At 69.0% G+C, this 23,682-nt stretch carries 25 protein-coding genes; 11 read left to right on the top strand and 14 right to left on the bottom strand.

Annotation, left to right across the window (positions count from 1 at the left end):
• Positions 1 to 11: 11 nt before the first annotated feature.
• Together BST11_RS05985 and BST11_RS05980 are read right to left on the bottom strand one after the other, a co-directional pair.
• A complete protein-coding gene (locus tag BST11_RS05985) occupies positions 12 to 1,214 on the bottom strand; it encodes an amidohydrolase family protein (protein WP_083137063.1) in 1,203 nt (400 codons plus the stop codon).
• Between the two features lie 19 nt (positions 1,215 to 1,233).
• On the bottom strand, positions 1,234 to 2,058 hold the full coding sequence (locus BST11_RS05980; protein WP_083137159.1) for an enoyl-CoA hydratase: 825 nt from the start codon (positions 2,056 to 2,058) through the stop codon (positions 1,234 to 1,236).
• A 465-nt stretch (positions 2,059 to 2,523) separates the two neighbouring features.
• On the opposite strand from BST11_RS05980, the gene mbp1 reads away from it, so the two are divergent.
• Positions 2,524 to 2,763 carry a microaggregate-binding protein 1 gene (mbp1, locus tag BST11_RS05975; protein ID WP_083137062.1) on the top strand — a complete coding sequence of 80 codons (240 nt, stop codon included), beginning with the start codon at positions 2,524 to 2,526 and terminating at the stop codon, positions 2,761 to 2,763.
• 75 nt (positions 2,764 to 2,838) lie between these two features.
• On the opposite strand, the gene BST11_RS05970 is transcribed toward mbp1, so the two are convergent.
• Entirely contained in the window at positions 2,839 to 3,846 is a 1,008-nt protein-coding gene (locus BST11_RS05970; protein WP_083137061.1) for a dihydrodipicolinate synthase family protein, read from the bottom strand.
• 21 nt (positions 3,847 to 3,867) lie between these two features.
• Positions 3,868 to 4,665 (bottom strand): SDR family NAD(P)-dependent oxidoreductase, encoded by a 798-nt coding sequence (locus BST11_RS05965; protein WP_083137060.1) that lies wholly within the window; start codon positions 4,663 to 4,665, stop codon positions 3,868 to 3,870.
• A 194-nt stretch (positions 4,666 to 4,859) separates the two neighbouring features.
• On the opposite strand from BST11_RS05965, the gene BST11_RS05960 reads away from it, so the two are divergent.
• Positions 4,860 to 5,651: a TetR/AcrR family transcriptional regulator gene (locus BST11_RS05960; protein ID WP_083137059.1), complete on the top strand. Its 792-nt coding sequence runs from the start codon at positions 4,860 to 4,862 to the stop codon at positions 5,649 to 5,651.
• 26 nt (positions 5,652 to 5,677) lie between these two features.
• Here the strand turns inward: BST11_RS05960 and BST11_RS05955 are convergent, their stop codons facing one another.
• Together BST11_RS05955 and BST11_RS05950 are read right to left on the bottom strand one after the other, a co-directional pair.
• On the bottom strand, positions 5,678 to 6,568 hold the full coding sequence (locus tag BST11_RS05955; RefSeq protein ID WP_083137058.1) for an enoyl-CoA hydratase/isomerase family protein: 891 nt from the start codon (positions 6,566 to 6,568) through the stop codon (positions 5,678 to 5,680).
• Positions 6,565 to 7,224: a hotdog family protein gene (locus tag BST11_RS05950; RefSeq protein WP_083137057.1), complete on the bottom strand. Its 660-nt coding sequence runs from the start codon at positions 7,222 to 7,224 to the stop codon at positions 6,565 to 6,567. Before BST11_RS05950 ends, BST11_RS05955 begins: the two co-directional genes overlap by 4 nt.
• A gap of 82 nt (positions 7,225 to 7,306) precedes the next feature.
• Between BST11_RS05950 and BST11_RS05945 the strand changes: the two genes are divergently transcribed.
• From BST11_RS05945 to BST11_RS05920, 6 genes are read left to right on the top strand one after another with little or no spacing between them, the layout of a single operon-like run.
• Positions 7,307 to 8,167, top strand: coding sequence for an enoyl-CoA hydratase/isomerase family protein (locus tag BST11_RS05945; protein WP_142276208.1), 861 nt, complete (start codon positions 7,307 to 7,309; stop codon positions 8,165 to 8,167).
• Positions 8,168 to 8,188: 21 nt separating this feature from the next.
• Positions 8,189 to 9,001 carry an enoyl-CoA hydratase/isomerase family protein gene (locus BST11_RS05940; RefSeq protein WP_083137055.1) on the top strand — a complete coding sequence of 271 codons (813 nt, stop codon included), beginning with the start codon at positions 8,189 to 8,191 and terminating at the stop codon, positions 8,999 to 9,001.
• Positions 8,998 to 9,786 carry an enoyl-CoA hydratase/isomerase family protein gene (locus BST11_RS05935; RefSeq protein WP_083137158.1) on the top strand — a complete coding sequence of 263 codons (789 nt, stop codon included), beginning with the start codon at positions 8,998 to 9,000 and terminating at the stop codon, positions 9,784 to 9,786. The genes BST11_RS05940 and BST11_RS05935 overlap by 4 nt, the downstream gene beginning before the upstream one ends.
• Complete coding sequence (locus tag BST11_RS05930) at positions 9,786 to 11,255, top strand: class I adenylate-forming enzyme family protein (RefSeq protein ID WP_083137054.1); 1,470 nt, start codon at positions 9,786 to 9,788, stop codon at positions 11,253 to 11,255. The genes BST11_RS05935 and BST11_RS05930 overlap by 1 nt, the downstream gene beginning before the upstream one ends.
• A complete protein-coding gene (locus tag BST11_RS05925) occupies positions 11,245 to 12,795 on the top strand; it encodes a class I adenylate-forming enzyme family protein (protein WP_083137053.1) in 1,551 nt (516 codons plus the stop codon). Before BST11_RS05930 ends, BST11_RS05925 begins: the two co-directional genes overlap by 11 nt.
• Positions 12,788 to 14,326 (top strand): class I adenylate-forming enzyme family protein, encoded by a 1,539-nt coding sequence (locus tag BST11_RS05920; RefSeq protein ID WP_083137052.1) that lies wholly within the window; start codon positions 12,788 to 12,790, stop codon positions 14,324 to 14,326. The genes BST11_RS05925 and BST11_RS05920 overlap by 8 nt, the downstream gene beginning before the upstream one ends.
• Before the next feature lie 181 nt (positions 14,327 to 14,507).
• Here BST11_RS05920 and BST11_RS05915 read toward each other — a convergent pair whose 3' ends face one another.
• Together BST11_RS05915 and BST11_RS05910 are read right to left on the bottom strand one after the other, a co-directional pair.
• Positions 14,508 to 14,816, bottom strand: a complete 309-nt coding sequence (locus tag BST11_RS05915; RefSeq protein ID WP_083137051.1) for a hypothetical protein — start codon at positions 14,814 to 14,816, stop codon at positions 14,508 to 14,510.
• Positions 14,817 to 15,473: a DJ-1/PfpI family protein gene (locus BST11_RS05910; RefSeq protein ID WP_083137157.1), complete on the bottom strand. Its 657-nt coding sequence runs from the start codon at positions 15,471 to 15,473 to the stop codon at positions 14,817 to 14,819.
• 75 nt (positions 15,474 to 15,548) lie between these two features.
• Here BST11_RS05910 and BST11_RS05905 point away from each other — a divergent pair, with 75 nt between their 5' ends.
• On the top strand, positions 15,549 to 16,538 hold the full coding sequence (locus BST11_RS05905; protein WP_083137050.1) for a GlxA family transcriptional regulator: 990 nt from the start codon (positions 15,549 to 15,551) through the stop codon (positions 16,536 to 16,538).
• Here BST11_RS05905 and BST11_RS05900 read toward each other — a convergent pair.
• The 6 genes from BST11_RS05900 to fabG form a co-directional block, all read right to left on the bottom strand.
• On the bottom strand, positions 16,489 to 16,851 hold the full coding sequence (locus BST11_RS05900; RefSeq protein WP_083137049.1) for an Rv1352/Rv1906c domain-containing protein: 363 nt from the start codon (positions 16,849 to 16,851) through the stop codon (positions 16,489 to 16,491). The two genes, BST11_RS05905 and BST11_RS05900, sit on opposite strands and share 50 nt — an antisense overlap.
• A gap of 73 nt (positions 16,852 to 16,924) precedes the next feature.
• On the bottom strand, positions 16,925 to 17,608 hold the full coding sequence (locus tag BST11_RS05895; protein WP_083137048.1) for a GntR family transcriptional regulator: 684 nt from the start codon (positions 17,606 to 17,608) through the stop codon (positions 16,925 to 16,927).
• A 4-nt stretch (positions 17,609 to 17,612) separates the two neighbouring features.
• Positions 17,613 to 18,806 carry an acyl-CoA dehydrogenase family protein gene (locus BST11_RS05890; protein WP_083137047.1) on the bottom strand — a complete coding sequence of 398 codons (1,194 nt, stop codon included), beginning with the start codon at positions 18,804 to 18,806 and terminating at the stop codon, positions 17,613 to 17,615.
• 12 nt (positions 18,807 to 18,818) lie between these two features.
• The gene (locus BST11_RS05885) at positions 18,819 to 20,030 is read right to left on the bottom strand and encodes a CoA transferase (RefSeq protein WP_083137046.1); all 1,212 of its coding nucleotides are present in this window, start codon (positions 20,028 to 20,030) and stop codon (positions 18,819 to 18,821) included.
• Position 20,031: 1 nt separating this feature from the next.
• Positions 20,032 to 21,243 carry an acetyl-CoA C-acetyltransferase gene (locus BST11_RS05880; RefSeq protein ID WP_083137156.1) on the bottom strand — a complete coding sequence of 404 codons (1,212 nt, stop codon included), beginning with the start codon at positions 21,241 to 21,243 and terminating at the stop codon, positions 20,032 to 20,034.
• Positions 21,244 to 21,279: 36 nt separating this feature from the next.
• Positions 21,280 to 22,029, bottom strand: a complete 750-nt coding sequence (gene fabG, locus BST11_RS05875) for a 3-oxoacyl-ACP reductase FabG (RefSeq protein ID WP_083137045.1) — start codon at positions 22,027 to 22,029, stop codon at positions 21,280 to 21,282.
• A 149-nt stretch (positions 22,030 to 22,178) separates the two neighbouring features.
• Between fabG and BST11_RS05870 the strand changes: the two genes are divergently transcribed.
• Both BST11_RS05870 and BST11_RS05865 read left to right on the top strand, forming a co-directional pair.
• Positions 22,179 to 23,351, top strand: coding sequence for an acyl-CoA dehydrogenase family protein (locus tag BST11_RS05870; RefSeq protein WP_083137155.1), 1,173 nt, complete (start codon positions 22,179 to 22,181; stop codon positions 23,349 to 23,351).
• Positions 23,352 to 23,393: 42 nt separating this feature from the next.
• Positions 23,394 to 23,682 (top strand): pyridoxamine 5'-phosphate oxidase family protein (locus tag BST11_RS05865; protein WP_142276207.1); only part of this gene is annotated, 289 nt, incomplete at its 3' end.

Genomic DNA, 23,682 nt, shown 5'->3' with positions numbered 1-23,682 from the left:
ATTCAAGCCGCTCAAGCGGCCGATCCTACCTGGACACCGAGCAGGTCTAGCGCGTTGTCGCGCATGATCTTTCGGACATCGGACTCGCTGAACGCCGTCAGCTCCTCGACGAACGACATCGGCGACTCGAGGCCTTCGCCGTGGGGCCAGTCCGAACCGAACAGGATCCTGTCGACGCCGATGAGCTCGGCCAGCTCCGGCAGATCGTCCTCGTAGTAAGGGGCGATCCACACGTTGTTGCGCAGCTGCTCCACCGGGTCCTCGGGGAAATGCCGGGGCTGGGTGTTGGCCGCCTTCTTCAGGCGTTTGACGAGACGATGCACGAAGTACGAACCGTTTTCGATGCTGACCGCCTTCAGTTTCGGGTGACGCGTGAACACGCCGTGCACGATCATCGAGGCCATCGTGTCGTGAATGGCCCGGTCGTCCAGCAGCACCTGGTCCAGCGGGTCCTTGGCGCCGAAGCCCTCGAACGTGGACTTGCCGCCCCAGGCCGCCGCGATGTGCAGGTAACCGCTGTCGGACAGGTGGAATCCCACCGGCACCCCCGCCTCGGCGAGCCGCGCCCACACCGGGTCGTGGCCGGGGTGGCCCAGCGATCGCGGCTTGACCAGGCCGGGCACCGGCGCCGGCCGCACCAGCACGAGCTTGGCGCCGCGGGACAACACGAACTCGACCTCCTCGACCGCCTTCTCGGGGTCGGCGAGCGAGATCATCGGGGCGGCGATGATGCGGTGGTCGGGCCGGTCGAAGCCCCAGTCCTCGTCGAGCCAGAGGTTGAACGCGTGCACCGACGCCATCGTCGCCTCGATGTCGTGCTTGAGCGCCTCCTCCACGCCGCACCCGAACGTCGGCAGCATGAACACCGTCTCGATGCCCTGGGTGTCCATCACCGCGATCCGCGCCTCGCGGTTCTGGTACTCGGGGTGGTCGGCCAGCCGCTCGACCTTCATCAGCGACGCCGGGTCGACGCCTTCGGGAATCTCGCCGCGGAACAACAGGTCCAGGCAGCCGGGCACGATGATGGGGTCGAAGGTGGGATTGGGGATGAAGTGGTTGACCCGGTCCCCGATCACCGCCCAGGTGCGCTTGCCGTCGCTGACCATCTGCACCCCGCGGCGCTTGAACCTCTTGTCCAGGTGGCGGGTGAACGAGTCCAGCGGTTCGTAGTAGTGGTTGTCGACGTCGATGGGCTGGTAATCCAGGGTGCTCATGGTGATCCTTTCGGGCCGGTCAAATGGCCAGCGGCGGGAACCGCGGCGGCCGCTTTTCCAGGAAGCTCGTGATGCCTTCGATGACGTCGGGCCGCTGCAGCGATTCGTGCATGAGTGTTTCGGCGCGGGCGCTGACGTCGACCACATCGCGCAGCGCGTCGCCGTAGGCCTGCCGCTTGATCACCGCCAGCGACGCCGGTGAGCAGTTGCGGGCGATGTCCTCGGCGTACTCGAGGGCGCGGACCATCAGCTGCTCGGGTGCCACAACCTCCTTGACCAGCCCGAGTTCTGCGGCCTCCTCGGCGAGGAAGGTGCGCCCGGACAGCAGCAAGTCCATCGCCGCGCCCCAGCCGGCGAGCCGCGGCAAAATCCACGAGATCCCGTACTCGGCAATCAATCCCCGCCGCGTGAACGCGGTGGCGAACTTGGCGCCGGCGGCCGCGAAACGGACGTCGCACATCAGGGCGTGCGTCAGGCCGATGCCGACGCAGGCGCCGTTGACCGCGGCGATGATCGGCTTGCGCAGTGAGGTGAGGAAGTGCGGGTGGCGGTCGCCGATCAAGCGGGTGACGTCGGTGTCGCCGTCGCCCAGCTTCTCGTCGATGGATCCGGCGCCACCGAGATCCGCGCCGGCGCAGAACCCTTTTCCGGCGCCCGTCACGACGATCACGCGGACCGCGGGGTCGGCCTCGGCGCGGTCGATGCACGCATAGAAGCCTCCCGAGATGTCGGGACCCCAGGCGTTGAGGCGGTTCGGGCGGTTGAACGTCACGATCGCGACGCCGCTCGGCGTGGTCTCGTAGAGCACCGCGTCGTCGGTGACCACACGGTCGGCGGCACTCATCAAGCGGTCCTCCATGGCTGACCAACGCGGCTACTTTGTACCCATACTGTATACCTATCGGTACAGCCTTCCACAACCGCGCCCGCGGCTCCGCGAAACACGGTCGGAACAGCGGATTTCCCGACGGCTTCCCGGTTGCTTCCCGGCGGTGACGATCAACTCCGTGCACGGGGTTTCAAACCGTGTCCCCGCGGGGTACGGGGCAGGGGTGAATGATGCGGCGAGGACACTGATGCACCGGTTACGCCAGGCGCGTGCGGCCGCGCTGCGTGTCGAGTTGGCGACGGCGGGGGCGCAGATCCTGTTCTGGGGCGCCGTGGCCGCGGGGCTCTTCCTACTGGTCGCGAAGCTCTGGCGAGCGCCACGCCGGCACGACGTTCGCGTCGGTGAGCCGGTCGGGAACTCAGGACGCCACGCCGCCCGAGAAGGGTCCCAAGAAGGGTCTCAAGAAGGGGAGTAAGAAAAATGGTTGACAGCAACAGCGGGCCGATTCAGCTCGTCAGGGGCATCGTCGAAGGCGTGCTCGGCAAGGCCAAGGAATTCGTCGGCATGGTCATCGGCCGCACCGACCTGGTCAACGAGGGCGAGGCCCAGCAGGACAAGGCGGACGCGCAACGCGAAGCCGGGCGAAAGGAAGCCGCGGCCGAGAAGGCCCGCGGGGAGGCCAAGGCGCACGAGGAGCGCGAGCGGGCCGAGCAGCAGTAGACGGCCCGCGAAACGACCGGACCCGGCACTCGGCCGGGTCCGGTCGCGTTGGTAAATGCTTGCGCTGCAACGTGTTCAGGTCTCGATCAACCCGAGCCGACGGTAGGCGTTTTCGATCTGGGCTTTCGCCTCGGCCGGCAATTGTGCCTGGGGCGGGCGCGAATGCGGGTAGTCGCCGATCGGCAGGCCCAGCAACGAGGCGGCGTACTTGAAGGCCCCGCCCCAGTGGGTGAAGTAGTCCGACCGTCCCGGGTAGCAGGTCCACCACGACCCGACGTCGAGGTCGAACTGATCCAGGCCGGACTCCCGCCCGTAGTCCATCGCCTCCACGAGCTTGTCGTTCTGGATCAGGTCCCAATACTCGGAAAATAGCCGCCGCCGGGGGGTTTCGAACAGATAGCCGGAGGTGCCCAGCTGCGCCGGGCACACGATCCCGTCGCGCAGCCACCCGGCGCGATACACCGTCTTGTCGCATTCCCAGAGCACCAGATCCGGCGCCAACTGGTGCAGCATGCGACTGGCGGCCGGCCGGAACGCGCCCTCCTTGGTCGCGCAGACGGCGGGAATTTCGTCATAGATTCGCGCGCCCTCGGCCGGGGTCAACACATACCCCGAGGACGGGGAATTGAACATGCCCAAGGCGATGTCGGTGCGCGAGGCGACGTAATGGAAGAACCTCAGCACGCCTTCGCCCCCGTGCGCCTCCATCATCGGCGTTTGGATGTAGGCGATGTCGGCGCCCGCGTGCTGGGCGTGCAGGGTCAGGTCCAAACAGTCCTTGGCCGACATCGCCGCCGTGCAGGCTTGCACCACGACATCGGGGTTGACGGCGTGGGCCTCCTCGATAGCCACTTCCAGCAAGCGTTTCCGCTCGTCGAGGGTGAGCGACCAGAACTCGGCGAGGCCGCTGGTGCACCACAGCATCGGGTGCCCGAGATCGCCCACGCAGTAGCGCACCAGCGTCCGGTAGGCGTCCCAATCGATGTCGTCACCGTCGGTGCCGCGGAAGGGGGTGTAGAGGGAGTCGCCGATTCCCCGCAACGCTCCGCGCGCCCAGGCACGCGCCTCACTCGCCGTGGCCACACTCCACTCCTTCCGTCCGGCTCAGGTGAAATCCGAACCGCCGTCCACGTTGATGTTGGCGCCGGTCATGTAGGAGTTGCGTCGCGACACCAGAAACGCTGCGACGGGCCCGATTTCGTCCGGCAGGCCGGCCCGGGGCATGTGGGCCGGATGACCGAAATGCTCGGCGATGGCACCCATCAGAGCGTAGGGGTCGTTGCCGTCGACGCCGACGGACGCCGCCCACCCGACCAGCGATTCGGACGCGATGCTGCCCGGTGAGACCACGTTGACCAGGATTTCGTCCTTGGCAAGCAGCAGCGACAGGTTCTTCGAGACGCTGGTCAGCATCGACTTCGCGGCCGTGTAGGCGGGCAGCATCACGCTCTGGCGCTGGGTCGAGTGCGCCGAGAAGTTCACTATCCGCGCCCATTGCGCCTTGCGCAGCAGCGGAAGTGCCGAACGGACGCAGCGCACCATGCCCATGACGCCGTCCTCGACGGCCTGGAGCCACTGTTCGTCGGTCAGTACCTCGAAGCTGCCCGCAGCGCCGGGCCCGACGGTGACGACGAGCGCGTTGAGTTCGCCGTCCCAGCGCTCGCCGAGCTCGGCGAAAACCTTCTCGACGGCGCCGGCGTCGCCGACGTCGGCGACGAACCCGAGCGCATCGGGGCTGCCGCGGTCGGTCAGATCCCGCACCGCGCTGTCCAGCGCGTCCCGGCTGCGGCCGATCACCGCCACCCGGGCACCTTCATCGGCAAGGCAACGCGCCGTCGCCAGACCCATGCCACGGCTGCCGCCGACGACCACCGTTTTGGCGTTGGCCAGCCCTAGGTCCATGCCGTCAGCCCGGTCATCTGCGCCCGCCCAGCCTCGTTTACCAAAAACCCTACGATAGGTATTACAGTAGCAAATGGAAACTACGCCGGAACAGGTTGACGGTCCCAACCCGAACGTCGACACACCCGCGTATACGCAGGTCAGGGAGGAACCGCCGGTAGATTAAACCTTACCGGGTCGCACGGTAGATCGTGATGGAGGTGCCCGTAGTGGCAAAGCAGGCAACCGCCGACAAGCGTCAGCGACGCGAACGCGGGTCCATCAACCCTGACGACATCATCAGCGGCGCATTCGAACTCGCGGAACAAGTGTCGATCGACAACCTGAGCATGCCGCTGCTTGGCAAACACCTTGGCGTGGGTGTCACCAGCATCTACTGGTATTTCCGCAAGAAGGACGATCTCCTCAACGCGATGACCGACCGCGCGCTGAGCAAGTACGTGTTCGCCACCCCCTACGTCGAGGCCAGCGACTGGCGCGAGACGCTGCGCAACCACGCGCGGCTGATGCGTAAGACGTTCATGGGCAACCCAATTCTGTGCGACCTGATTCTGATTCGCGCGGCGCTGAGCCCGAAGGCGGCGCGAGTGGGGGCCCAGGAGATGGAGAAGGCCATCGCCAATCTGGTCGAGGCCGGCCTGTCCCCCGAGGATGCCTTCGACACCTATTCCGCGGTTTCGCTCCACGTCCGCGGATCCGTGGTGCTGCATCGGCTCTACGAAAAGAACCAGACGCCGGAGAGCGGCCCGCGCGCCATCGAGGACGCCGTGGCCATCGATCCGGCCACCACTCCGCTGATCGCTCAGGTGACCGGCCAGGGCCACCGCATCGGGGCCCCCGACGAGACCAATTTCGAATTCGGCCTGGACTGCATCCTCGACCACGCCGGCAGCCTGATCGAGAGGGGCGCCAAGGGGGGCGCCTCGCGGCAGGGCAGGTCGGCCAAGTCGTCCGCCCAGCGGGGACGGACGAAGGCGGCCCGCTAGTCGAGTCGGGTTGCCGCGCTTGGGCTTCAGGTGGCTTCAGGTGGTTCCGGCACGTGGAAATGCTCGTCGCGCAGCCGGAAGGCTTCCTTGGAGCCGTGCTGCGCGCGCGTCTTGACGAAGTTGAACTCGCCCGGACCGAATTGCAGGTTGGTGCCGTAGGCGTGAAACAGGTAGCTCGCGACTTCCTCGCCGTTATAGGCCTGGCTCTGCTCGACGAGGCGAAACGCCTCCTTGGCGATGACGACTCCGTCGGCGGGCATCTTCGCCACCTTCTCGGCCCAGTACCGCGCGCGCGCCGTCACCGAGACGGGATTGCAAGTGTCGGTGAAGATTCCGAGGTGCTCGAGCTCGCCGGCCTCGACGATGTCGCCGGTCAACAGCAGCCGCCGGGCCAGCACCGGTCCCAACCGATGGAAGAACAGGTGCAGGCTGCCGAGCGCGGGGCCCAGAAAGCGGGTGGCGGGCATGCCGACCTTCGTGTCGCGCGCGATCACGGAGATGTCGGCCATCAGCGCCATCTCGAACCCGCCGCCGAGGGCGTAGCCGGCGACCTCGGCGACCGTCACCTTGGGGAAGCCCATGAAGTTGTGGTAGAAGCCAAAAGACTTGCGGTCCACCGTGAGTCGCCGGCGCTGGCTGGGACGCCGCTTGGCTTGCTCGTCGCTCGCCGGCCCATACCAGGCGTACGCGTTGTTCATGTCGGCGCCGGTGGAAAACACCCCGTCCGCGCCCCGCAAGATCGCCACGGTGAGGTCGTCGTCCTCGGCCACGCGATCCAGGCAGCGGGCGAGCGCGTCGCGCATGGCGGGGTCATAAGAGTTGCGCTGCTTGGGATTGTTCAGCGTGATCGTCGCGATTCGCCGTTCGGGATCGACGTCGAACAGCACGCGATCGTCCGCACCGCCGGAGGCGCTCATGTGCCGGACTCCTTTCGCCGCCTGCCGAATCTGGTTCCGGCCAGCTGTTCCGGGGCCGACGCCAGCGTGTTGACCTCGCCGGTACACAGCACCTCGTCGTCGAGCAGCAGCCGCGCCGTCGACGAAATGCCCCGGTCGACCTGTGACCGAACGATGTCGAAACGCAGCTCGGTCAACAGTGGCGTCGGCCGGCGGAAAGTGACCAGCAGGGACCGGGTCTTGCCGGAGAGACCGGTGACGCAATTGTGGTGCTGGATAACGCAATCGAAGAAGACCCCGAGGAAGCCGCCGTGCACCAGCCCCGGCGGCCCCTCGTAGACCAGCGGGAAGCTGACGGCGCCCACGGCCTTCTCGGGATCGACGTGATCGAACCGGTACTCGGGAAAGCACGCGTTGTAGGCGCCGATGTCGGTGGCGTGGTTGAGGTACACCCGTCGGGGATCGCCGTCGGTCTGGCCGATCCGCGGCGCGTTGTCCAGCGGTGCCGCGGCCGACAGCTCACGTTCCCACTGGGCGAACTTCGCGAGCATGGCGTCCACGGTGGGATGGGGGTGTTCGAGCGATAGCAGCAGCGAGCCCAGGCGCCGCATCGCGCCGGCGGCGGCCACGGTCTGGGCAAGCGGCGCCTCCCCGAATTTGGCGTCCGTCGAGCCCATGCTTCCCTCTTTCACCCGGCCGTTTCCGTCGGTAGCGTTTCCTTGCTAACTTATACAGCGTATCAATCGTATTGCCTACTGTATGGGTAACCGTATCGGCGGAGAAAGGCCGGATTCGACGGTGAGTGACGAGGCCGCCAGGGCCGATGCCGAGGGTTCGGTGGTTGTGGGCCGAGATGGCCCGGTCCTGCGCATCATGCTCGACCGGCCCGGTCGGCGTAACTCGTTGACACGCTTGATGATCGGCACACTGGTCGGGGCGCTGACCGACGCCGCCGCCGACGACTCGTTGCGGGCGATCCACATCCGCGGGGCCGGGGACGACTTCTGCTCCGGCGCCGACTGGGTGGCCACCAACGAGCCGGGCGGGCCGCGTCCCCGCGCCGGGGACCTGGTGCGGCGCATTCCGCACGCCGCGCACCGCGTGATCGAACTCGTCGCGACCGTCCAGCTGCCGGTGGTGTGCAGCGTGCGGGGCTGGGCGGTGGGATTCGGCTGCAACCTCGCGCTGGCCGCCGACTTCACCGTGGCCGCCACCGAAGCGGTGTTCTGGGAGCCGTTCGTGGACCGTGGCTTCAGCCCGGATACGGGCTCGACCTGGCTGCTGCCCCGACTGGCCGGCGTGGCGCGGGCCAGGCGGATGCTGCTGCTGGGCGAAAAGCTGAGCGCGGCGGACGCGGCCGACTGGGGACTGATCCACCAGGCGGTCAGCCCCGCCGAGCTCGACGACGCCGCCGAACAGCTGGTGGAGCGGCTGGCCGCCGGGCCTACGGCGGCGATCGGACTGGCCAAGCAGGCGCTTGCCTTCGGACAGCACGCGACGCTGGACCAAGCCATGACCCAGGAACTGTTCAACCTGGAGCTGTCTTGTCGGACAAGCGATTTCAAAGAGGGACTGGAGGCGTTTCGGCAACGGCGTGCGCCAAAGTTCCGTGGTCGATGACCTCCTAGGAAGGGAACACGAATGCCCGCTGACTCGTTCGACACCATCAAATATGAGGTCGACGGGCATACCGCCACCATCACGTTGAACCGGCCGGAGGCCCTCAACGCCCTCAGCCCGCACATGATCACCGAGTTGCGCGCCGCCTACGACGAGGCCGAGAACGACGACAACGTTTGGCTGCTCGTCGTCACCGGCACCGGCCGCGCCTTCTGCACCGGCGCCGACGTGAAGGCCATTCCCGGCGACGGCAAGGTGATCTACGAACGGCCCTACCTGTCCACGTACGAACAATGGGAGGCTCCCCAGGAGGGCACTCCCCCGTTTCGCCGGATGGCCAAGCCCATGGTGACCGCCGTCAACGGCCTGTGCTGTGGGGCGGGCCTGGACTGGGTCACCACGTCGGACATCGTCATCGCCTCCGACCGCGCCACCTTCTTCGATCCGCATGTCAGCATCGGGCTGGTCGCCGGGCGCGAGCTGGTGCGGCTGGCCCGGGTGCTGCCCCGATCGGTCGCGCTGCGGATGGCGTTGATGGGCAAACACGAGCGGATGGGCGTGGAGCGGGCTCTCGAACTCGGCCTGATCAGCGAAATCGTCTCGCACGACCGGCTTCTCGAGCGTGCCCACGAGATCGCCGGCATCGTCAACTCCAACGCGCCGCTCGCCGTGCGCGGGACCCGGTTGGCGATCCTCAAGGGCCTGGACCTGCCGCTGCACGAGGCCGAGATCCTCGCCGAAACCTTCCGCGAGCGCGTGTTGCGGACCGAGGACGCCCTGGAGGGCCCCAAGGCGTTCGTCGAGAAGCGGGCGCCGGATTGGCAGTGCCGATGAGTCAGTTCGAAACCATCCTTCTCGACGTCGACGCGGCCGACCACGTCGCCACCATCACGCTGAATCGGCCCGAGCGACTGAACGCGTTCGACCGCGCCATGTGCGAGGAGATGGCGCGCGCCTGGCACGCGGTGAAGCTCGACGAGTCGGTGCACGCTGTGGTGCTGCGGGCGGCCGGCGAGCGGGCCTTCAGCGCCGGTCTGGACATCAAGACGCCCTACGGCCAGCCCGACAACGTGTGGAACCACGAAGATCCGGGCGAGGCGCTCAGCCCCAAGTGGCAGAAGGTGTGGAAGCCGGTGGTGTGCGCGGTCCAGGGCATGTGCACCGCGGGCGCGTTCTACTTCGTCAACGAATCCGACGTGGTGATCTGCTCCGACGACGCAACGTTTTTCGACTCCCACGTGTCGGCAGGATTGGTGTCCGCGCTGGAGCCGATCGGGCTGATGCGGCGCATCGGTCTCGGCGAGACACTGCGCATCGCGCTGATGGGCAACGACGAGCGGGTGAGCGCCGCGACCGCGCTGCGCATCGGATTGGTGACGGAGGTGGTCCCCGCCGACCGGTTGTGGAGCCGCGCGCACGAGATCGCGGCGACGATCGCGGCCAAGCCGCCGGCGGCGACCCAGGGCAGCGTGAAGGCGATTTGGGAGTCGCTGGACAAGCCGTACCGCACCGCCATGGAGCAGGGGCTCATCTACACCCGGCTGGGCAACCCGATCGGTACCGCCGAACTGGCCGCCCGGCAGGGCGAGGTCGGTGCACGCGAGCCGAAGATTCGCTGATGCCCGCCCACCCGCTCACCCGGCGCATCGCCGACGTCCTGGACCTGCAGCCGGACTCGAACGCGATCGAGTATGCGGGCCAATGGAACTCGTGGCGGCAGGTGGGCGACGCGGCTCGCGGCATCGCGCCGCTGGCCACCGAACACGAACGGGTCGGGATGCTGCTGCGCAACCGGCCCGGGCAGGTGGCGACCTTCCTTGGGGTGCTGCTGGGTGGCGGGACCGTCGTCGTCATCAACCCCGCGCGCGGCGACGAGCGCACCCGGGCCGACATCGCCGCGCTGGAGCTGCCGCTGGTCGTCGGCGAGGCCGAGGACGTCGCGGCGCTGGTGCCGCCGGGGACCGCGACGTTGACGATCCGCTCCCGGTTGAACACCGCCGGCGGGCCGTCGCGGCACGCGGCCCCGCCCGACGCGCGGAGCGGCGTCGCGGTGCGGATGCTGACCAGCGGAACGACCGGGCCACCCAAACGCATCGACCTCGGCTACGACATGCTGGCGCGCAGCGTGATGGGCATCGACTTCGAGGGCGCGCCGGCGCCCACGCGGCTGCGCCACGGCGTCGCGATCGTCAACTCGCCGCTGGTGCACATCGGCGGCGTGTTCCGGGTGTTGCAGTGCATCGCCGAGGCCAGACCCTTTGTGCTGCTGGAACGATTCGAGCTCGAGGCGTGGGCCGAGGCGGTACGCGCGCACCGCCCCCGCACGGTGTCGCTGGTGCCGGCCGCGCTGCGGACGGTCCTGCACTCGGGCCTCACGCGGGCCGACCTGGAAAGCATCCGCGCCGTCACGTGCGGCACCGCACCGCTGTCGGCCGCCGACGCCGACGCCTTCACGGAAAAGTTCGGCATACCGGTGCTGACCTCCTACGCCGCAACCGAATTCGGCGGCGGCGTCGCCGGGTGGACCCTGCCCGACTACGAAAAGCACTGGCGCGCCAAGCGCGGCAGCGTCGGGCGGGCCAACCCGGGCGCACAGCTTCGGGTGGTCGACGACGAGGGCGCGGTCCTCGGGTCCGACCGCGTCGGCCTGCTGGAGGTCAAGCCGGGGCAGCTGGGGCCGTCGGCGGCGTGGCTGCGGACCACCGACCTCGCCCGCATCGACGCCGACGGTTTCCTCTGGATCGTCGGGCGCGCCGACCAAGCGATCATTCGCGGCGGGTTCAAGGTGATGCCCGACGACGTGCGCGTCGCGCTGGAGGCCCACCCCGCGGTGGCGGGTGCGGCGGTGGTCGGGCGCTCCGATGGGCGACTCGGCGAGACGCCGGTCGCCATGGTGGAGTTGCGCGAGACCGCGTCCGCCGACGCCGGCGCGCTGGTGCAGCACCTGCGAACGCGGCTGGCCCGCTACGAAATTCCCACCGAGATCGCGATCGTCGAAGCGATCCCCCGCACGCCCTCGGGCAAGCCCGACCTCACGGCGGTGCGGCTCTTCTTCAGCGATACCGCCCAGCGCGACCATGCCCGGTGACGCCCGCACCGTCGCCGAAGTCCTGCGACACCAGGCTCGTTCGCGCGCCGAGCACCCGCTGCTCGTCTGCGATGCCGACCGCATCAGCTATGCGGAGGCCGATCGCCGCGCCGCGACGCTGGCCCGCGGGCTGATCGCGCTCGGGGCCGGGAAGGGCACCCACGTCGGGCTGCTCTACCCGAACGGGACCGAGTTCGTCGTCGGGATGCTCGCGGCGGCACGGATCGGCGCGGTGGTGATCCCCTTCTCCACCTTTGCCACCGCCCGCGAGCTGCGCGAGCAGCTCGTCGACAGCGATACCGAAATCCTGTTGGCCGCGCGGTCGTTTCGCCACCACGACTATGTCGAGCGGCTGGCCGAGGCCCTTCCGGGTGCCGACCTGGATTCCGGCGCCCCGTTGTTCTGCACCGCCGCGCCGCAACTGCGCCACGTCGCCCTAGACCCCGCGCGGGTGCGCCGGCTGGCCGATGCGTCCGGGGTCGGTGAGCCCGCGCTGCTGGCGGCGATGGAATCCGACGTCGACGGCTGCGACCCCCTGGCCATCGTCTACACGTCGGGCTCCACCGCCGCCCCGAAGGGCGTGGTGCACACCCACACCGGCCTGCTCGAACACCAGCGCAACCTCAACGACATCCGCGGCCTGACGTCCGAGGACCGCCTGTTCTGCAATTCGCCGTTCTTCTGGATCGGCGGGTTCGCGTTCGGCCTGCTCGCCACCATGGTCGCCGGCTCGACGCTGGTGTGCTCCAACGCCATCGACCCCGGCCGGACCCTCGACCTGCTGGAGGCCGAAAAGCCCACGATCACCAATGGTTTCGCCGCCGGGATCGCCCACCTCGCCGATCATCCGAGCTTTCCCGGGCGCGACCTGTCCTCGATGCGGCGCGGCAACCTCTACCCGATCATGGCGCCCGAGGCCCGCCCGGCCGACCCGCAGTTGCGGCACAACATGCTGGGGCTGACCGAGGCCGGCAGCGTGGTCCTGATCAGCGGTGACGAATCCGACCAACCGGAAGGCCGCCGTGGATCGTTCGGCAAGCCCGCGCCGGGATTCGAGACGTCGATCCTCGACCCCGACGCCTCCGGGGTCGGCGAACTGTGCATCCGGGGGCCGTACGTGATGCAGGGCTACCACAAGCGCAGCCGCGAGGAATCCTTCGACGCCGACGGCTGGTTCCACACGGGCGATCTGGTACGCACCGACGCCGACGGATTCTTCTACTACGTCGGCAGGCTCGGCGCGATGATCAAGACGGCGGGCGCCAACGTCTCGGCGGCCGAGGTGGAGCGGGCCATCGCCAGGGTCACGGGCGCGCAGGCTCACGTGGTGGGCATCCCCGACGCCCGACGCGGCGAGCTGGTGGCCGCGGTGGTGGTCCAGCCGGACCTCGACGAGGCCTCGCTGCGGGCGCGGCTCAAAGCGGAGCTGTCGTCATACAAGATCCCCAAGCGCTTTCTCGCCTTGTCCCGCAGCGAGATACCGCTGCTGCCCAGCGGCAAGGTCGATCTGCGGCAACTGCGGAAGCTGTTCGATGCCTGACACGATCGACCACCTGGTGCGGTCGCGCGCCCCCGAGCAGGGCACGAAGCCGATGGTGATCGACCCGTCGTCCCGCATCACCTACCGCGAACTCGACGCCACGACGAGCGAGTTGGCCGCGGCCTTCGTCCAGGCCGGCGTCGGCAAGGGCACCCGGGTCGGGCTGATCATGCCGAACAGCGCCCGCTGGGTGCGGGTGGCGATCGCGCTCACTCGTATCGGCGCCGTGCTGGTTCCGCTGAGCACCCTGCTTCAGGCCCGCGAGCTGATCGCCCAGTTGCGGGCCGCCTCGGTGCAATTCCTGGTCAGCGTCGAGGAGTTCCGCGGCCACCGCTACCTCGACGACGTTGGTTCGGTGCCGCGGCCCGAACTTCCCGCCCTGCGCACCATTTGGCCGGCCGACCGGCTCACCGACGCCACCGCCGGGGAAGGCGCTCGCGGGATCGTCGACGCGATGACCGCGACCGTCAGCCCCGCCGACCCGCTGGTCGTCATGTTCACCTCGGGCAGCAGCGGAGCGCCAAAGGGAGTCGTGCACTCCCACGGCAACGCGTTGGCCGCGGTGCGCTCGGGCCTGGCGGCACGCTGCATCATGCCCGATACCCGGCTGTATCTGCCGATGCCGTTTTTCTGGGTGGGGGGTTTCGGCAGCGGAATCCTGTCCGCGCTGCTGGCCGGCGCCACGCTGGTGACCGAGGAAATACCGCGACCGGAAACCACCCTGCGGCTGCTGGAAACCGAGCGGGTCAACCTGTTTCGCGGATGGCCCGACCAGGCCGAAGCGCTGGCCCGGCACGCCGGCGCGATCGGCGCGGATCTGTCGGCCCTGCGGCCCGGCAGCCTGGAGGCCTTGCTGCCGCCCGGGTTGCGGTCGCAGCCCGGGGCGCGCGCCACGCTGTTCGGCATGACCGAAGCGTTCGGGCCGTACTGCGGCTACGCGGCCGACACCGACATGCCGCCGACCGCATGGGGCAGCTGCGGGAAGCCCTTCGCCGGCATGGAGGTTCGCGTCGTCGATGCCGAAAGCGGCGAGCCGCTTCCCGCGGGAACCGTTGGCGTGATCCAGATCCGGGGACCGCACACCCTGCGCGGCATCTGCCGGCGCGGCCGGGAGGAGCTGTTCACCGCCGACGGCTTCTACCCGACCGGCGACCTCGGCCGGCTCGACGGGGACGGGTTCCTGTTCTACCACGGCCGCTCCGACGACATGTTCAAGGTCAGCGGCGCGACCGTCTACCCCAGCGAGGTGGAGCGGGCGCTGCGTTCGATCGACCGGGTGCAAAACGCCTACGTCACCAACGTTCCCGGCGCCGCGGGCGACCGCGTGGGCGCGGCGGTGGTGTGCGGGGCCGCGCTGACCGCCGAGGAGCTGACGCAGTCGGCCCGAAAGCTGCTGAGCGCCTTCAAGGTTCCGACGGTGTGGCGCTTGTTGGCCTCCGACGACGACGTCCCCCGCGGCGCCACCGGCAAGCCCGACGTCCACCGCCTGCGCGCCATGCTGAATGAGGCCGCCACCCGCGCTGCTACCTGATCCGGGGCAGCGGAACGCGGTCACCGGCCTCGCCGTTGGCGTCGCGCAGTGCCGGGCTGGCCAATCCCTCCCGGAGCAACCAGCGGGCCGCCGTCGGGCCGCGTCCGCGCGGAACTTGTGCGCCTCGCCGAACGAGCTCGTGACCCAGACGGTCTCGGCTGATCGCGCCCCGTTTCGGTAGTCAGCACCGGGTTCCGGAGACCGCGGACGCCGGCAGCCGGCCCGCGCGCGAGTGGCCGGTCAGCGAATCCCCGTCGACAACGACGTCGAAGGCCAGGTTGAGCCGCATCGGCTTGGTGACCGACTGCCGCCAGGCCAACCGCGTGCCGCCGGCGGTCGGGGCGCTCGTCAAGCCGCGCAACGGAACCGTCTCGCCCTTGTAGGTCGCCGTGCCGGCCAGGCCCCCCGCCGTTTCGGCGAACGCATACCGGACCGCGAGGGTGCCGATCGGGGTCTTGATCCTGACGTCCCAGTCTCCGTCGATGCCCACCTACGCCTCCACCGGTTCTCGTCCCGCCGGGCGCCACACGGTGCCCCGGCGTTCGTATTCGAAGAGCCGCTCGACGGCGTGCGCGATCCGTGGCCCGTACCACCGGTCCAGCAGGTAGAGACCCAGATCCAGCCCCGAGGTCACACCGCCCGCGGTGATCAGGTCCCCGTCGTCGACGACCCGCGCCGCCACCGCGTGCACCCCGGCCGCGTCGAGCAACTCCAGGCCCAGATGATGAGTCACCGCGTGGCGCCCCTCGATCAGGCCGGACATCGCCATCACCACCGATCCGCCGCACACCGCGGCGACGGTAACCTCGGGGTTGTCAAAGGCCTTGCGCAGCAGCGGCGTCAGCGCGCTCTGCGCCGCCCGGGCCAGCAGCACCGGGATGGTCTCGACGCCGTCGTCGGGGTCGCCGGCGATCGGACCGCTGGCGCCGGGCACGATCACGCAGCCCCGTTCGGACGGCTCGAGCGCCGCGGTGGCGTCCAGCGCCAAACCCCGGGTGCCGCCGGTCACGGTGCGCGGCCCCTCCGCCGACACCAGCGTCACCGTCAGGTCGCCGCCGACGCTGTCGCTCCCCGCCGCGAGCACTTCGAACGGCGCGATGACGTCGAGCGGGTCGAATCCGTCGTACAAGACGATCTGCGCGTGCATCACGTCATCGTCGCGCCGCCCGCCGGCCCAGGCCAGTGGCTGGATTGACAATATGCGCCGGTATATTGCCAACCCATGCACACCGTCGCGGTCCTGGCTGAGCCGGACGTCATCGCGTTCGACCTCGCCATGCCGATCGAGGTTTTCGGCCGCGTCCGCCTCGCCGGCGGCGCCCCGGGCTACCGGGTCCGGGTGTGCGGCTGCGATCCGGTTGTGCCGGCGGGACCGGTCCGGATCGCCACCGACTTCGGCCTGGATGAACTCGACGGCACCGACACCATCGTCGTACCCGGGCGACATGACGCCACGACGCCCGTGCGCGAAGACGTCGCCGTCGCCTTGAAGTCCGCTTACGACAAGGGAATTCGAATAGCCTCCATCTGTACCGGCGCCTTCACCGTCGCCGGGGCCGGAATTCTGGGGGGCAAACGCGCGACCACGCACTGGCTGGCTGCCGATTTGTTTTCCGCCGCCTACCCCGACGTCCGCCTCGACGCCGATGCGCTCTACGTCGACGAGGGCCAGGTCCTCACCTCGGCCGGCGCGTCGGCGGGACTGGACTTGTGCCTGCACATGGTCGCCAAGGACTACGGCTCCGCCGTGGCCGCCGACGCCGCCCGCCTCGCGGTCACCCCGTTACACCGCACCGGTGGCCAAGCCCAGTTCATCGTCCGCAACCGCCGCCGGTCCGGCACCGAACTCGACAACTTGCTGGCCTGGATCGACAGGAACGCGCACCTGCCGCTGACCCTCGGCGACGTCGCCCGGCGGGCGTCCATCAGCGAACGGACCCTGAACCGGCGATTCAAATGCGAGACCGGGCAGACGCCCATGCAGTGGATCAACGGCGTCCGGATCAAGCACGCGCAAGAGTTACTGGAGCGCACGTCCGAAAGCGTCGAAAACATCGGCCGCCAAGTGGGTTTCGCCTCGACGGCGCATTTCCGTGAGCAGTTTCGCCGGTTGGCCGGAGTCGCACCGCAGGGCTACCGCAACGCGTTTCGCGACGAGGCCACTAGGGGACCCGCGTCCACGGCTGACAGTTCTGCGACTCGAAGGCCTTGACCGCCGAGTTGATGTTCGCGAACATCGGACCGATCGAGGTATTCGTCTGGAGCACGTGCTCCTTGTTGGCATCGGGCGTGCTGTAGGTGAACCAGGAGCACATCGAGTCCTGGGTCGGCACATTGTTGATCCACACACCGAAGGTCGAACCCGACCCACCCGTGTGATAGAGGCCCGGCGCGATGTCACGGCCCACCACAAACACACCGTTGCCGGGGATTTCGTCGGGCGGATCGGCGACGGCCGGCGGCGCGAGCCCGATGACTACCGCGCACGCGGCGAATGCGGCGGGTGCGCGAAGCGGATGTAACATCTCGTCTCCATGTTGTCGCCCCCCAGGTCAGCGTAGGCCCGGCATGCGTGTGCGACAACGGGTAACGCTTCGCTCAGGGACGATTCCTATCCACCACCACGCCCCGCGCGGTGAGGTGTTCGATCAACGGAATCGCCCCGGCGGCGAGGTGTTCGGACATCGCGGCGCGGGCGAGCTCCTCGTCGTGCTTTTTCAGCGCGGACAGGATCCGCCGGTGGTCCTTCATCGACTGGCCGGGCCAGCCCGCGATCGTGGGGAACACCGATTCCGGTGCGTAGCGGGTGATCTGCGACATCAGCTGGGCGAGCTTGGGCGAGTCCGCGGCGACGTTGATGGCCCGGTGGAACTCGTGGTTGAGCCGCACGGTCCGCTCGTTGTCGTCGCCGGCGTAGGCGTCCTCGAGCTCGGCCTGGATCTGCTTGAGCTCGCGCAGCTGGTCGTCGGTGATGTTGGCCGCGGCCCGCGCCGCCAGTTCCCCGCCGACGTGGGCCTGCACGTTGGCGACGTCGGCGACGTCACGTCCGGTCACCGGCAACACCTGAAAGCCGCGATGGGGCTGCTGGGCGATCAGACCCTCGGCGCGCAACGCGAACAGCGCCTCGCGCACCGGGGTGACACTGATTCCCAGCTCTGCGGCGAGCTGATCCAGCCGAACATAGGATCCCGCGGCGTAGGTGCCGTCGAAGATCCTCGTGCGGATCAGGCGCGCGACGTCGTCGGAAAGCTGAGTGCGCGCGCCGAAATCCGGGATACTCATCGCCTCACACCTGATACTCGGCCAGTAGCCGCTTGCTGATGATGTTCTTCTGGATCTCGCTGGTGCCCTCGCCGATGAGCAGGAACGGCGCGTCGCGCATCAGCCGTTCGATCTCGTACTCCTTGGAGTAGCCGTAGCCGCCGTGGATGCGGAAGCTCTGCTGGGTGACCTCCGAACAGTATTCGCTGGCAAGGTATTTGGCCATGCCGGCGGCGACGTCGTTGCGCTCGCCGGAGTCCTTCAACCGGGCCGCGTTGACCATCATCAGGTGCGCCGCTTCGACTTTGGTCGCCATCTCGGCCAACTGGAACGCGATGGCCTGGTGCTCGGCGATCGGCTTGCCGAAGGTGTGACGCTGCTGGGCGTACCGCACCGCGAGCTCGAAGGCCCGGATGCCGACGCCGCACGCCCGCGCCGAGACGTTGACCCGGCCGACCTCGATGCCGTCCATCATCTGGAAGAAGCCCTGCCCCGGGGCGCCGCCGAGGACGTCGTCGGCGCTGGCCTCATAACCGTCGAAGACGAGCTCGGTGGTGTCGATCCCCTTGTAGCCGAGCTTGTCGATCTTGCCGGGGATCACCAGCCCCGGAACGACCTCGCCGAAGCCGGTCGGCTTTTCGACGAGGAACGCGGTGAGGTTGCGGTGCGGCTTGTCCGCGCCTTCGTCCGTGCGCACCAGCACGGCGATCAGCGTCGAGCTGGCGCCGTTGGTCAGCCACATCTTCTGCCCGTTGATGGTGTAGCCGCCGTCCGGATTGCGTTGCGCCCGAGTGCGGATCGCAGCCACGTCGGAACCGAGCTCGGGCTCGGACATGGAAAACGCGCCGCGGGATTCGCCGGTCGCCATGCGCGGCAGGAAGCGCTGTTTCTGCGCCTCGGTGCCGTGCTGGCGCAGCATGTACGCGACGATGAAATGGGTGTTGAGCACTCCGGAGACGCTCATCCAGCCGCGCGCGAGCTCCTCGACGCACAGCGCGTAGGTCAGCAGCGACTCCCCCAGCCCGCCGTACTGCTGCGGGATCATCAGCCCGAACAGCCCCATCTCCCGCATCTGGTCGACGATGTGTTGCGGGTAGGTGTCGCCGCGCTCCAGTTCTGGCGCGCTGGGGATGACCTCCTTCTCGACGAATTGCCGTACGGTGGCGATGATCTCGGTCTGGAATTCGGTCAGGCCGAGAGTCTGGGCGAGTCTGGTCATGCGCTGTCTTTCCTATTCGTGGTGGCGCGGTTGTGTTGGCACTATCGTGTTGGCGCGCGTCAAACGCTCGATGTCGTCGGCCGTCAGGCCCAGGCGCTCGGTGAGGACGTCGGCGGTGTCCCGCCCCAGGGCGGGGGCGGGCGCGGCGGCTGGATGGGCGCCGTCGAACGCGGCGGGCAGGCCGGGGGCGAAATAGTCGCCCACGCCGGGCTGGTGCAGCCGGCTGAACAGCGCATTGGCCGTCACCTTCGGGCCGGCGGCGACCTCGGCGAAGGTGCGGTACCGCTCGAACAGCACGGTCGTGCCGGACAGCCCGGCGGTGACCTCGTCGGCCGCGTGGTCGGCGAACCAGGTGGCGAACAGCCCCGACAGCGCGTCACGGTAGCGGTAGCGGTCGCCCTCCGACGCGAAGTCCACGCCCAGCGCCTCCTCGAGCGCCGAGACCGCGGCGCCCGTGCCGGTCACGTCGACGAGGTCGCGAAAGTGCCTGCGCGTCAGGGTGACAACCATGAACGAGACCCCGTCGCGGCTGGTGAAGTCCTGGCCGTACTGGCCGTAGATGGCGTTGCCCAGCCGCTCGCGCTGCGTCCCGACGACCTGCGGCTCGGTCAGCAGGCCGAGGTTTCCCGCCGTGGCCAGCGCGACGTCCTCCAGCGCGAGGCTGACGCGTGCGCCCCGCCCGGTCCGGTCCCGGTCGCGGACGGCGGCGACGACGGCCAGCGCCGCGTACAGACCGCAGCACACGTCCCACGCCGGCAGCACGTGGTTGATTGGGCCGGCGTGCGCGGCCGGCCCGGTGACGAGGGGGTAGCCGAGCCCCGCGTTGACGGTGTAGTCGACCCCGGTCGAGCCGTCGCCGCGCCCGAGCAGCTGGACGTGGATGACGTCGGAACGCTTGGCGGCCAACAGGTCATGGCCGAGCCAGGGCAGGACGGCGTTGGTGACGACGACGCCGTCGCCCTCGACGATCAGCCGCTGGACCAGCCCCTGACCCTCGGGCGAGCGCAGGTCGATGGTGGCCGAACGCTTGCCCTTGTTCAGTCCCGTCCAGTAGATCGACGTACCGCCGGCCGCCAGCGGCCACCGCTGCACGTCGGAGGCGCCGCCGATCGGGTCGACCCGGATCACCTGCGCGCCAAGCTGTCCCAGCGTCATCCCGCACAGCGGCGCGGCGACGAAGCTGGACACCTCGACGACCGTGAGGCCGCTCAGGGGGCCGGTCATCTCAGGCGACCCGCTCGAACACCGCGGCGAGCCCCTGCCCGCCGCCGATGCACATCGTCTCCAGCCCGTAGCGGGCCTGGCGGCGGTGGAGCTCGCGCGCCAGGGTGGCCAGCATCCGCCCGCCGGTCGCCCCGACCGGGTGGCCCAGCGATATCCCCGACCCGTGCGCGTTGGTCCGGTCGTGGTCGGCCGCGCCGAAGTTCCATTCCCGCATCACCGCGAGCGCCTGCGCGGCGAAGGCCTCGTTGAGTTCGATGAGGTCGATGTCGGCCAGGCGCAGGCCCGCCTTGGCGAGCGCGACCTCGGTGGCGGGCACCGGCCCGATGCCCATGACGTCGGGTGCCACACCCGCCGACCCCCACGACACCAGCCGCACCAACGGCGTCAGCCCCAATTCCGACGCCTTCTCGGGCGTGGTCACCACGCACATCGAGGCCGCGTCGTTCTGCCCGCTGGCGTTGCCGGCGGTGACGGTCGCGTCCGGATCCTGATCTTGCAGAACGGGTTTGAGTTTGCCCAGCGACTCCACCGACGTATCGGCGCGGGGGTGCTCGTCGGTGTCGATCAGCTCCTCGCCCTGGCGGGTGCGCACCGCGACGGGGATGATCTCCTCGGCGAGGATGCCGTTCTTCCGCGCCGCCACCGCCCGCTGGTGCGAACGAACCGCGAGCTCGTCCTGCTCCCGCCGGGAGATTCCGTACTGACGGCGCAGATTTTCGGCGGTCTCCAGCATCCCGCCCGGCACCGGGTAGTGCCGGCCGCCGGCGGTGGTGCGCCCCCGGGCCAGGCCGTCGTGCACCCGCACGCCGCCGCGGGCGCCGCCCCAGCGCATGTCGGTCGAGTAGAAGACGACGTTGCTCATGCTTTCGCAGCCGCCGGCGATCACGAGGTCGTGGTCGCCGTTGCCCACCTGCAGGCACGCCTGGATCACCGCCTGCAGGCCCGACCCGCAGCGCCGGTCGACCTGCATGCCCGGAACCGTCACGGGCAGACCGGAATCCAGCGCCACCACCCGCCCGATGGCCGGCGCATCGCTGCTGGGATAGCAGTGCCCGAGGATGACGTCCTGCACCGCCTCGGGCGGGATCCCGGTGCGCGCTAAGAGCCCTTTGAGGGCGGCGACCCCGAGGTCGACGGCGGTCTGCGACTTGAACATTCCGCCGTAGCGGCCGATCGGCGTGCGGACGGGCTCACAGACGACGGTCTCACGCATTTCCATTGCTCCCCTCGTGGCGCCGGGCGTCGGTACTCATATGTGGCGGCCGCCGGTGACCTCCATGACGGTGCCGGTCATGTAGGAGGACAGGTCGGAGGCCAGGAACAGTGCCACCCCGGCGACCTCGCTGGGCTCGCCGGCGCGGCCCATCGGGATCTCGGCCACCTTCTGGTCCCAAATGCGTTGCGGCATGGCCTCCGTCATGGCCGAGCGGATCAGGCCGGGGGCTATCGCGTTCACCCGGACGCCCAGGTACGCAAGCTCTTTGGCCGCCGCCTTCGTCATGCCCACGATCCCGGCCTTGGCCGCCGAGTAGTTCGTCTGCCCGACCATGCCGACCTTGCCCGACACCGACGACATGTTGACGATCGCGCCGCGCTTGTTCTCCCGCATGATCGCCGCCGCCGCCCGCAGGCCGTTCCACGTTCCCTTCAGGTGCACGTCGATGACCTGGTCGAACTGCTCCTCGGTCATCTTGCGCATCGTCGCGTCGCGGGTGATCCCGGCGTTGTTGACCATGATGTCCAGCCCGCCGAAACGCTCGACGGCGGTCGCGACCAGGGCCTCGACGTCGGCGGCCTTCGTGACGTCGCAGCGCACCGCCACCGCGACGTCGCCGCCGCCCAACTCCTTCGCCGCGAGCTCGGTGCCCTCCTGGTTCAGGTCACCGAGCACGACCCGCGCGCCCTCGGCGACGAATCTCTGCGCAATGGCAAAGCCCAGCCCCTGCGCGGCACCGGTGACGACCGCGGTCTGACCGTTCAGCAACGACACGTGAATCACGCCTCCTCGATGTGCTTCGTCCCGGGGGTCACCACTGGACCGCCCAACGGGGCAAGATCATATTTCATATAGGATCTGGCGCGGTGCCCGGTCCCACTTGGGCCCCGCCTGAGTCGCACCTGAATCCCAAAATGAGGAGCATCCGCGAGATGACCACCGCCGAAGTCCAGGAAGTGTCCGACGACGACTTCCGGGAGATCCTGGCCCAGACGCGCCAGTTCGTTCGCAGCGCCGTGGTCCCGCGCGAGCAGGAGATCCTGGCCGACGATCGGGTGCCCGACGACCTGCGCGACCAGGCCAAGAAGATGGGCCTGTTCGGGTACGCGATCCCGCAGCAATGGGGCGGCCTCGGCCTCAACCTCGTCCAAGACATCGAGCTGGCAATGGAATTGGGCTACACGTCGCTGGCCCTGCGGTCGATGTTCGGCACCAACAACGGCATCGCCGGGCAGGTGCTCGTGGGTTTCGGCACCGACGAGCAGAAGGGCCGCTGGCTGGAGTCGATGGCGTCCGGCGACGTGGTCGCCTCGTTCGCGTTGACGGAGCCCGGCGCGGGGTCGAACCCGGCTGGCCTGCGCACCAAGGCCGTTCGCGACGACAGTGATTGGGTGATCTCCGGCGACAAGCGCTTCATCACCAACGCGCCCGTCGCCAACCTTTTCGTGGTGTTCGCGCGTACCCGCCCGGCCGACGACCAGGGCCCGGGAATCGCGGTCTTTCTGGTTCCCGCGGACGCGCCGGGAGTCCAGGTGGCCGCCAAGGACGCGAAGATGGGCCAGGAGGGCGCGTGGACGGCCGACGTCGGCTTCGACGACGTCCGCGTCGGCAGCGACGCGCTGATCGGCGGCAGCGAGGACATCGGGTACCGGGCGGCGATGACCTCGCTGGCGCGCGGCCGGGTCCACATCGCCGCCCTGGCGGTGGGTGCCGCCCAGCGCGCGCTCGACGAGTCCGTGTCGTATGCCGCCACCGCGACGCAGGGCGGGACACCGATCGGCAGCTTTCAACTGGTGCAGGCGATGATCGCCGACCAGCAGACCGAGGTGTTGGCCGGCCGCGCGCTGGCGCGCGAGGCCGCGCGGCTGTGGGTCACCAACGAGGACCGCCGGGTCGCGCCGTCGGCGGCCAAGCTGTTCTGCACCGAAATGGCCGGCAGGGTGGCAGATCTCGCGGTGCAGGTGCACGGGGGCAGCGGCTACATGCGCGGCGTTCCCGTCGAACGCATCTACCGCGACGTGCGCCTGCTGCGGCTCTACGAGGGCACCAGCGAGATTCAGCGCCTGATCATCGGGTCGAACGTCGTCAGGGCCGCACAGCGATGAGCGGGCGGGAATAGCGCCCTCGGGTCGGCGTTTTTAGTCGCTATGCGAAGTTTTAGCGAAACCGAAAGCCAGGAATTCCTCGCCGGCAAGCACGTCGCCGTGCTGTCCGTCGCCGCCGCCGACGGCCGCCCGCCGGCCAGCGTCCCGATCTGGTACGACTACACCCCCGGCGGGAACATCCGGATCATGACCGGGCCGTCCAGCCGCAAGGCGCGGCTCATCGAACGCGCCGGTGCGGTGACGCTGGTGGTCCAGCAGGAGGAGTTGCCCTACAAGTACGTGGTGGTGGAGGGCACCGTCGTCGAGACGACCCGCCCCGCCCCCGTCTCTT

Origin of the sequence: Mycobacterium alsense, from assembly GCF_002086635.1 — a bacterium.
Classification (GTDB): domain Bacteria; phylum Actinomycetota; class Actinomycetes; order Mycobacteriales; family Mycobacteriaceae; genus Mycobacterium; species Mycobacterium alsense.
Note: the sequence above shows the minus strand (reverse complement) of the source record. Positions and strands in the feature narration are given on the sequence as shown.

What these genes read in the sequence shown, in the direction of transcription:
- BST11_RS05985 (WP_083137063.1), bottom strand. Translation starts at nt 1,214, where the DNA reads ATGAGCACCCTGGATTACCAGCCCATCGACGTCGACAACCACTACTAC.
- BST11_RS05980 (WP_083137159.1), bottom strand. Translation starts at nt 2,058, where the DNA reads ATGAGTGCCGCCGACCGTGTGGTCACCGACGACGCGGTGCTCTACGAG.
- mbp1 (WP_083137062.1), top strand. Translation starts at nt 2,524, where the DNA reads ATGGTTGACAGCAACAGCGGGCCGATTCAGCTCGTCAGGGGCATCGTC.
- BST11_RS05965 (WP_083137060.1), bottom strand. Translation starts at nt 4,665, where the DNA reads ATGGACCTAGGGCTGGCCAACGCCAAAACGGTGGTCGTCGGCGGCAGC.
- BST11_RS05960 (WP_083137059.1), top strand. Translation starts at nt 4,860, where the DNA reads ATGGAGGTGCCCGTAGTGGCAAAGCAGGCAACCGCCGACAAGCGTCAG.
- BST11_RS05955 (WP_083137058.1), bottom strand. Translation starts at nt 6,568, where the DNA reads ATGAGCGCCTCCGGCGGTGCGGACGATCGCGTGCTGTTCGACGTCGAT.
- BST11_RS05950 (WP_083137057.1), bottom strand. Translation starts at nt 7,224, where the DNA reads ATGGGCTCGACGGACGCCAAATTCGGGGAGGCGCCGCTTGCCCAGACC.
- BST11_RS05945 (WP_142276208.1), top strand. Translation starts at nt 7,307, where the DNA reads ATGGGTAACCGTATCGGCGGAGAAAGGCCGGATTCGACGGTGAGTGAC.
- BST11_RS05940 (WP_083137055.1), top strand. Translation starts at nt 8,189, where the DNA reads ATGCCCGCTGACTCGTTCGACACCATCAAATATGAGGTCGACGGGCAT.
- BST11_RS05935 (WP_083137158.1), top strand. Translation starts at nt 8,998, where the DNA reads ATGAGTCAGTTCGAAACCATCCTTCTCGACGTCGACGCGGCCGACCAC.
- BST11_RS05930 (WP_083137054.1), top strand. Translation starts at nt 9,786, where the DNA reads ATGCCCGCCCACCCGCTCACCCGGCGCATCGCCGACGTCCTGGACCTG.
- BST11_RS05925 (WP_083137053.1), top strand. Translation starts at nt 11,245, where the DNA reads ATGCCCGGTGACGCCCGCACCGTCGCCGAAGTCCTGCGACACCAGGCT.
- BST11_RS05920 (WP_083137052.1), top strand. Translation starts at nt 12,788, where the DNA reads ATGCCTGACACGATCGACCACCTGGTGCGGTCGCGCGCCCCCGAGCAG.
- BST11_RS05910 (WP_083137157.1), bottom strand. Translation starts at nt 15,473, where the DNA reads ATGCACGCGCAGATCGTCTTGTACGACGGATTCGACCCGCTCGACGTC.
- BST11_RS05905 (WP_083137050.1), top strand. Translation starts at nt 15,549, where the DNA reads ATGCACACCGTCGCGGTCCTGGCTGAGCCGGACGTCATCGCGTTCGAC.
- BST11_RS05900 (WP_083137049.1), bottom strand. Translation starts at nt 16,851, where the DNA reads ATGTTACATCCGCTTCGCGCACCCGCCGCATTCGCCGCGTGCGCGGTA.
- BST11_RS05895 (WP_083137048.1), bottom strand. Translation starts at nt 17,608, where the DNA reads ATGAGTATCCCGGATTTCGGCGCGCGCACTCAGCTTTCCGACGACGTC.
- BST11_RS05890 (WP_083137047.1), bottom strand. Translation starts at nt 18,806, where the DNA reads ATGACCAGACTCGCCCAGACTCTCGGCCTGACCGAATTCCAGACCGAG.
- BST11_RS05885 (WP_083137046.1), bottom strand. Translation starts at nt 20,030, where the DNA reads ATGACCGGCCCCCTGAGCGGCCTCACGGTCGTCGAGGTGTCCAGCTTC.
- BST11_RS05880 (WP_083137156.1), bottom strand. Translation starts at nt 21,243, where the DNA reads ATGCGTGAGACCGTCGTCTGTGAGCCCGTCCGCACGCCGATCGGCCGC.
- BST11_RS05870 (WP_083137155.1), top strand. Translation starts at nt 22,179, where the DNA reads ATGACCACCGCCGAAGTCCAGGAAGTGTCCGACGACGACTTCCGGGAG.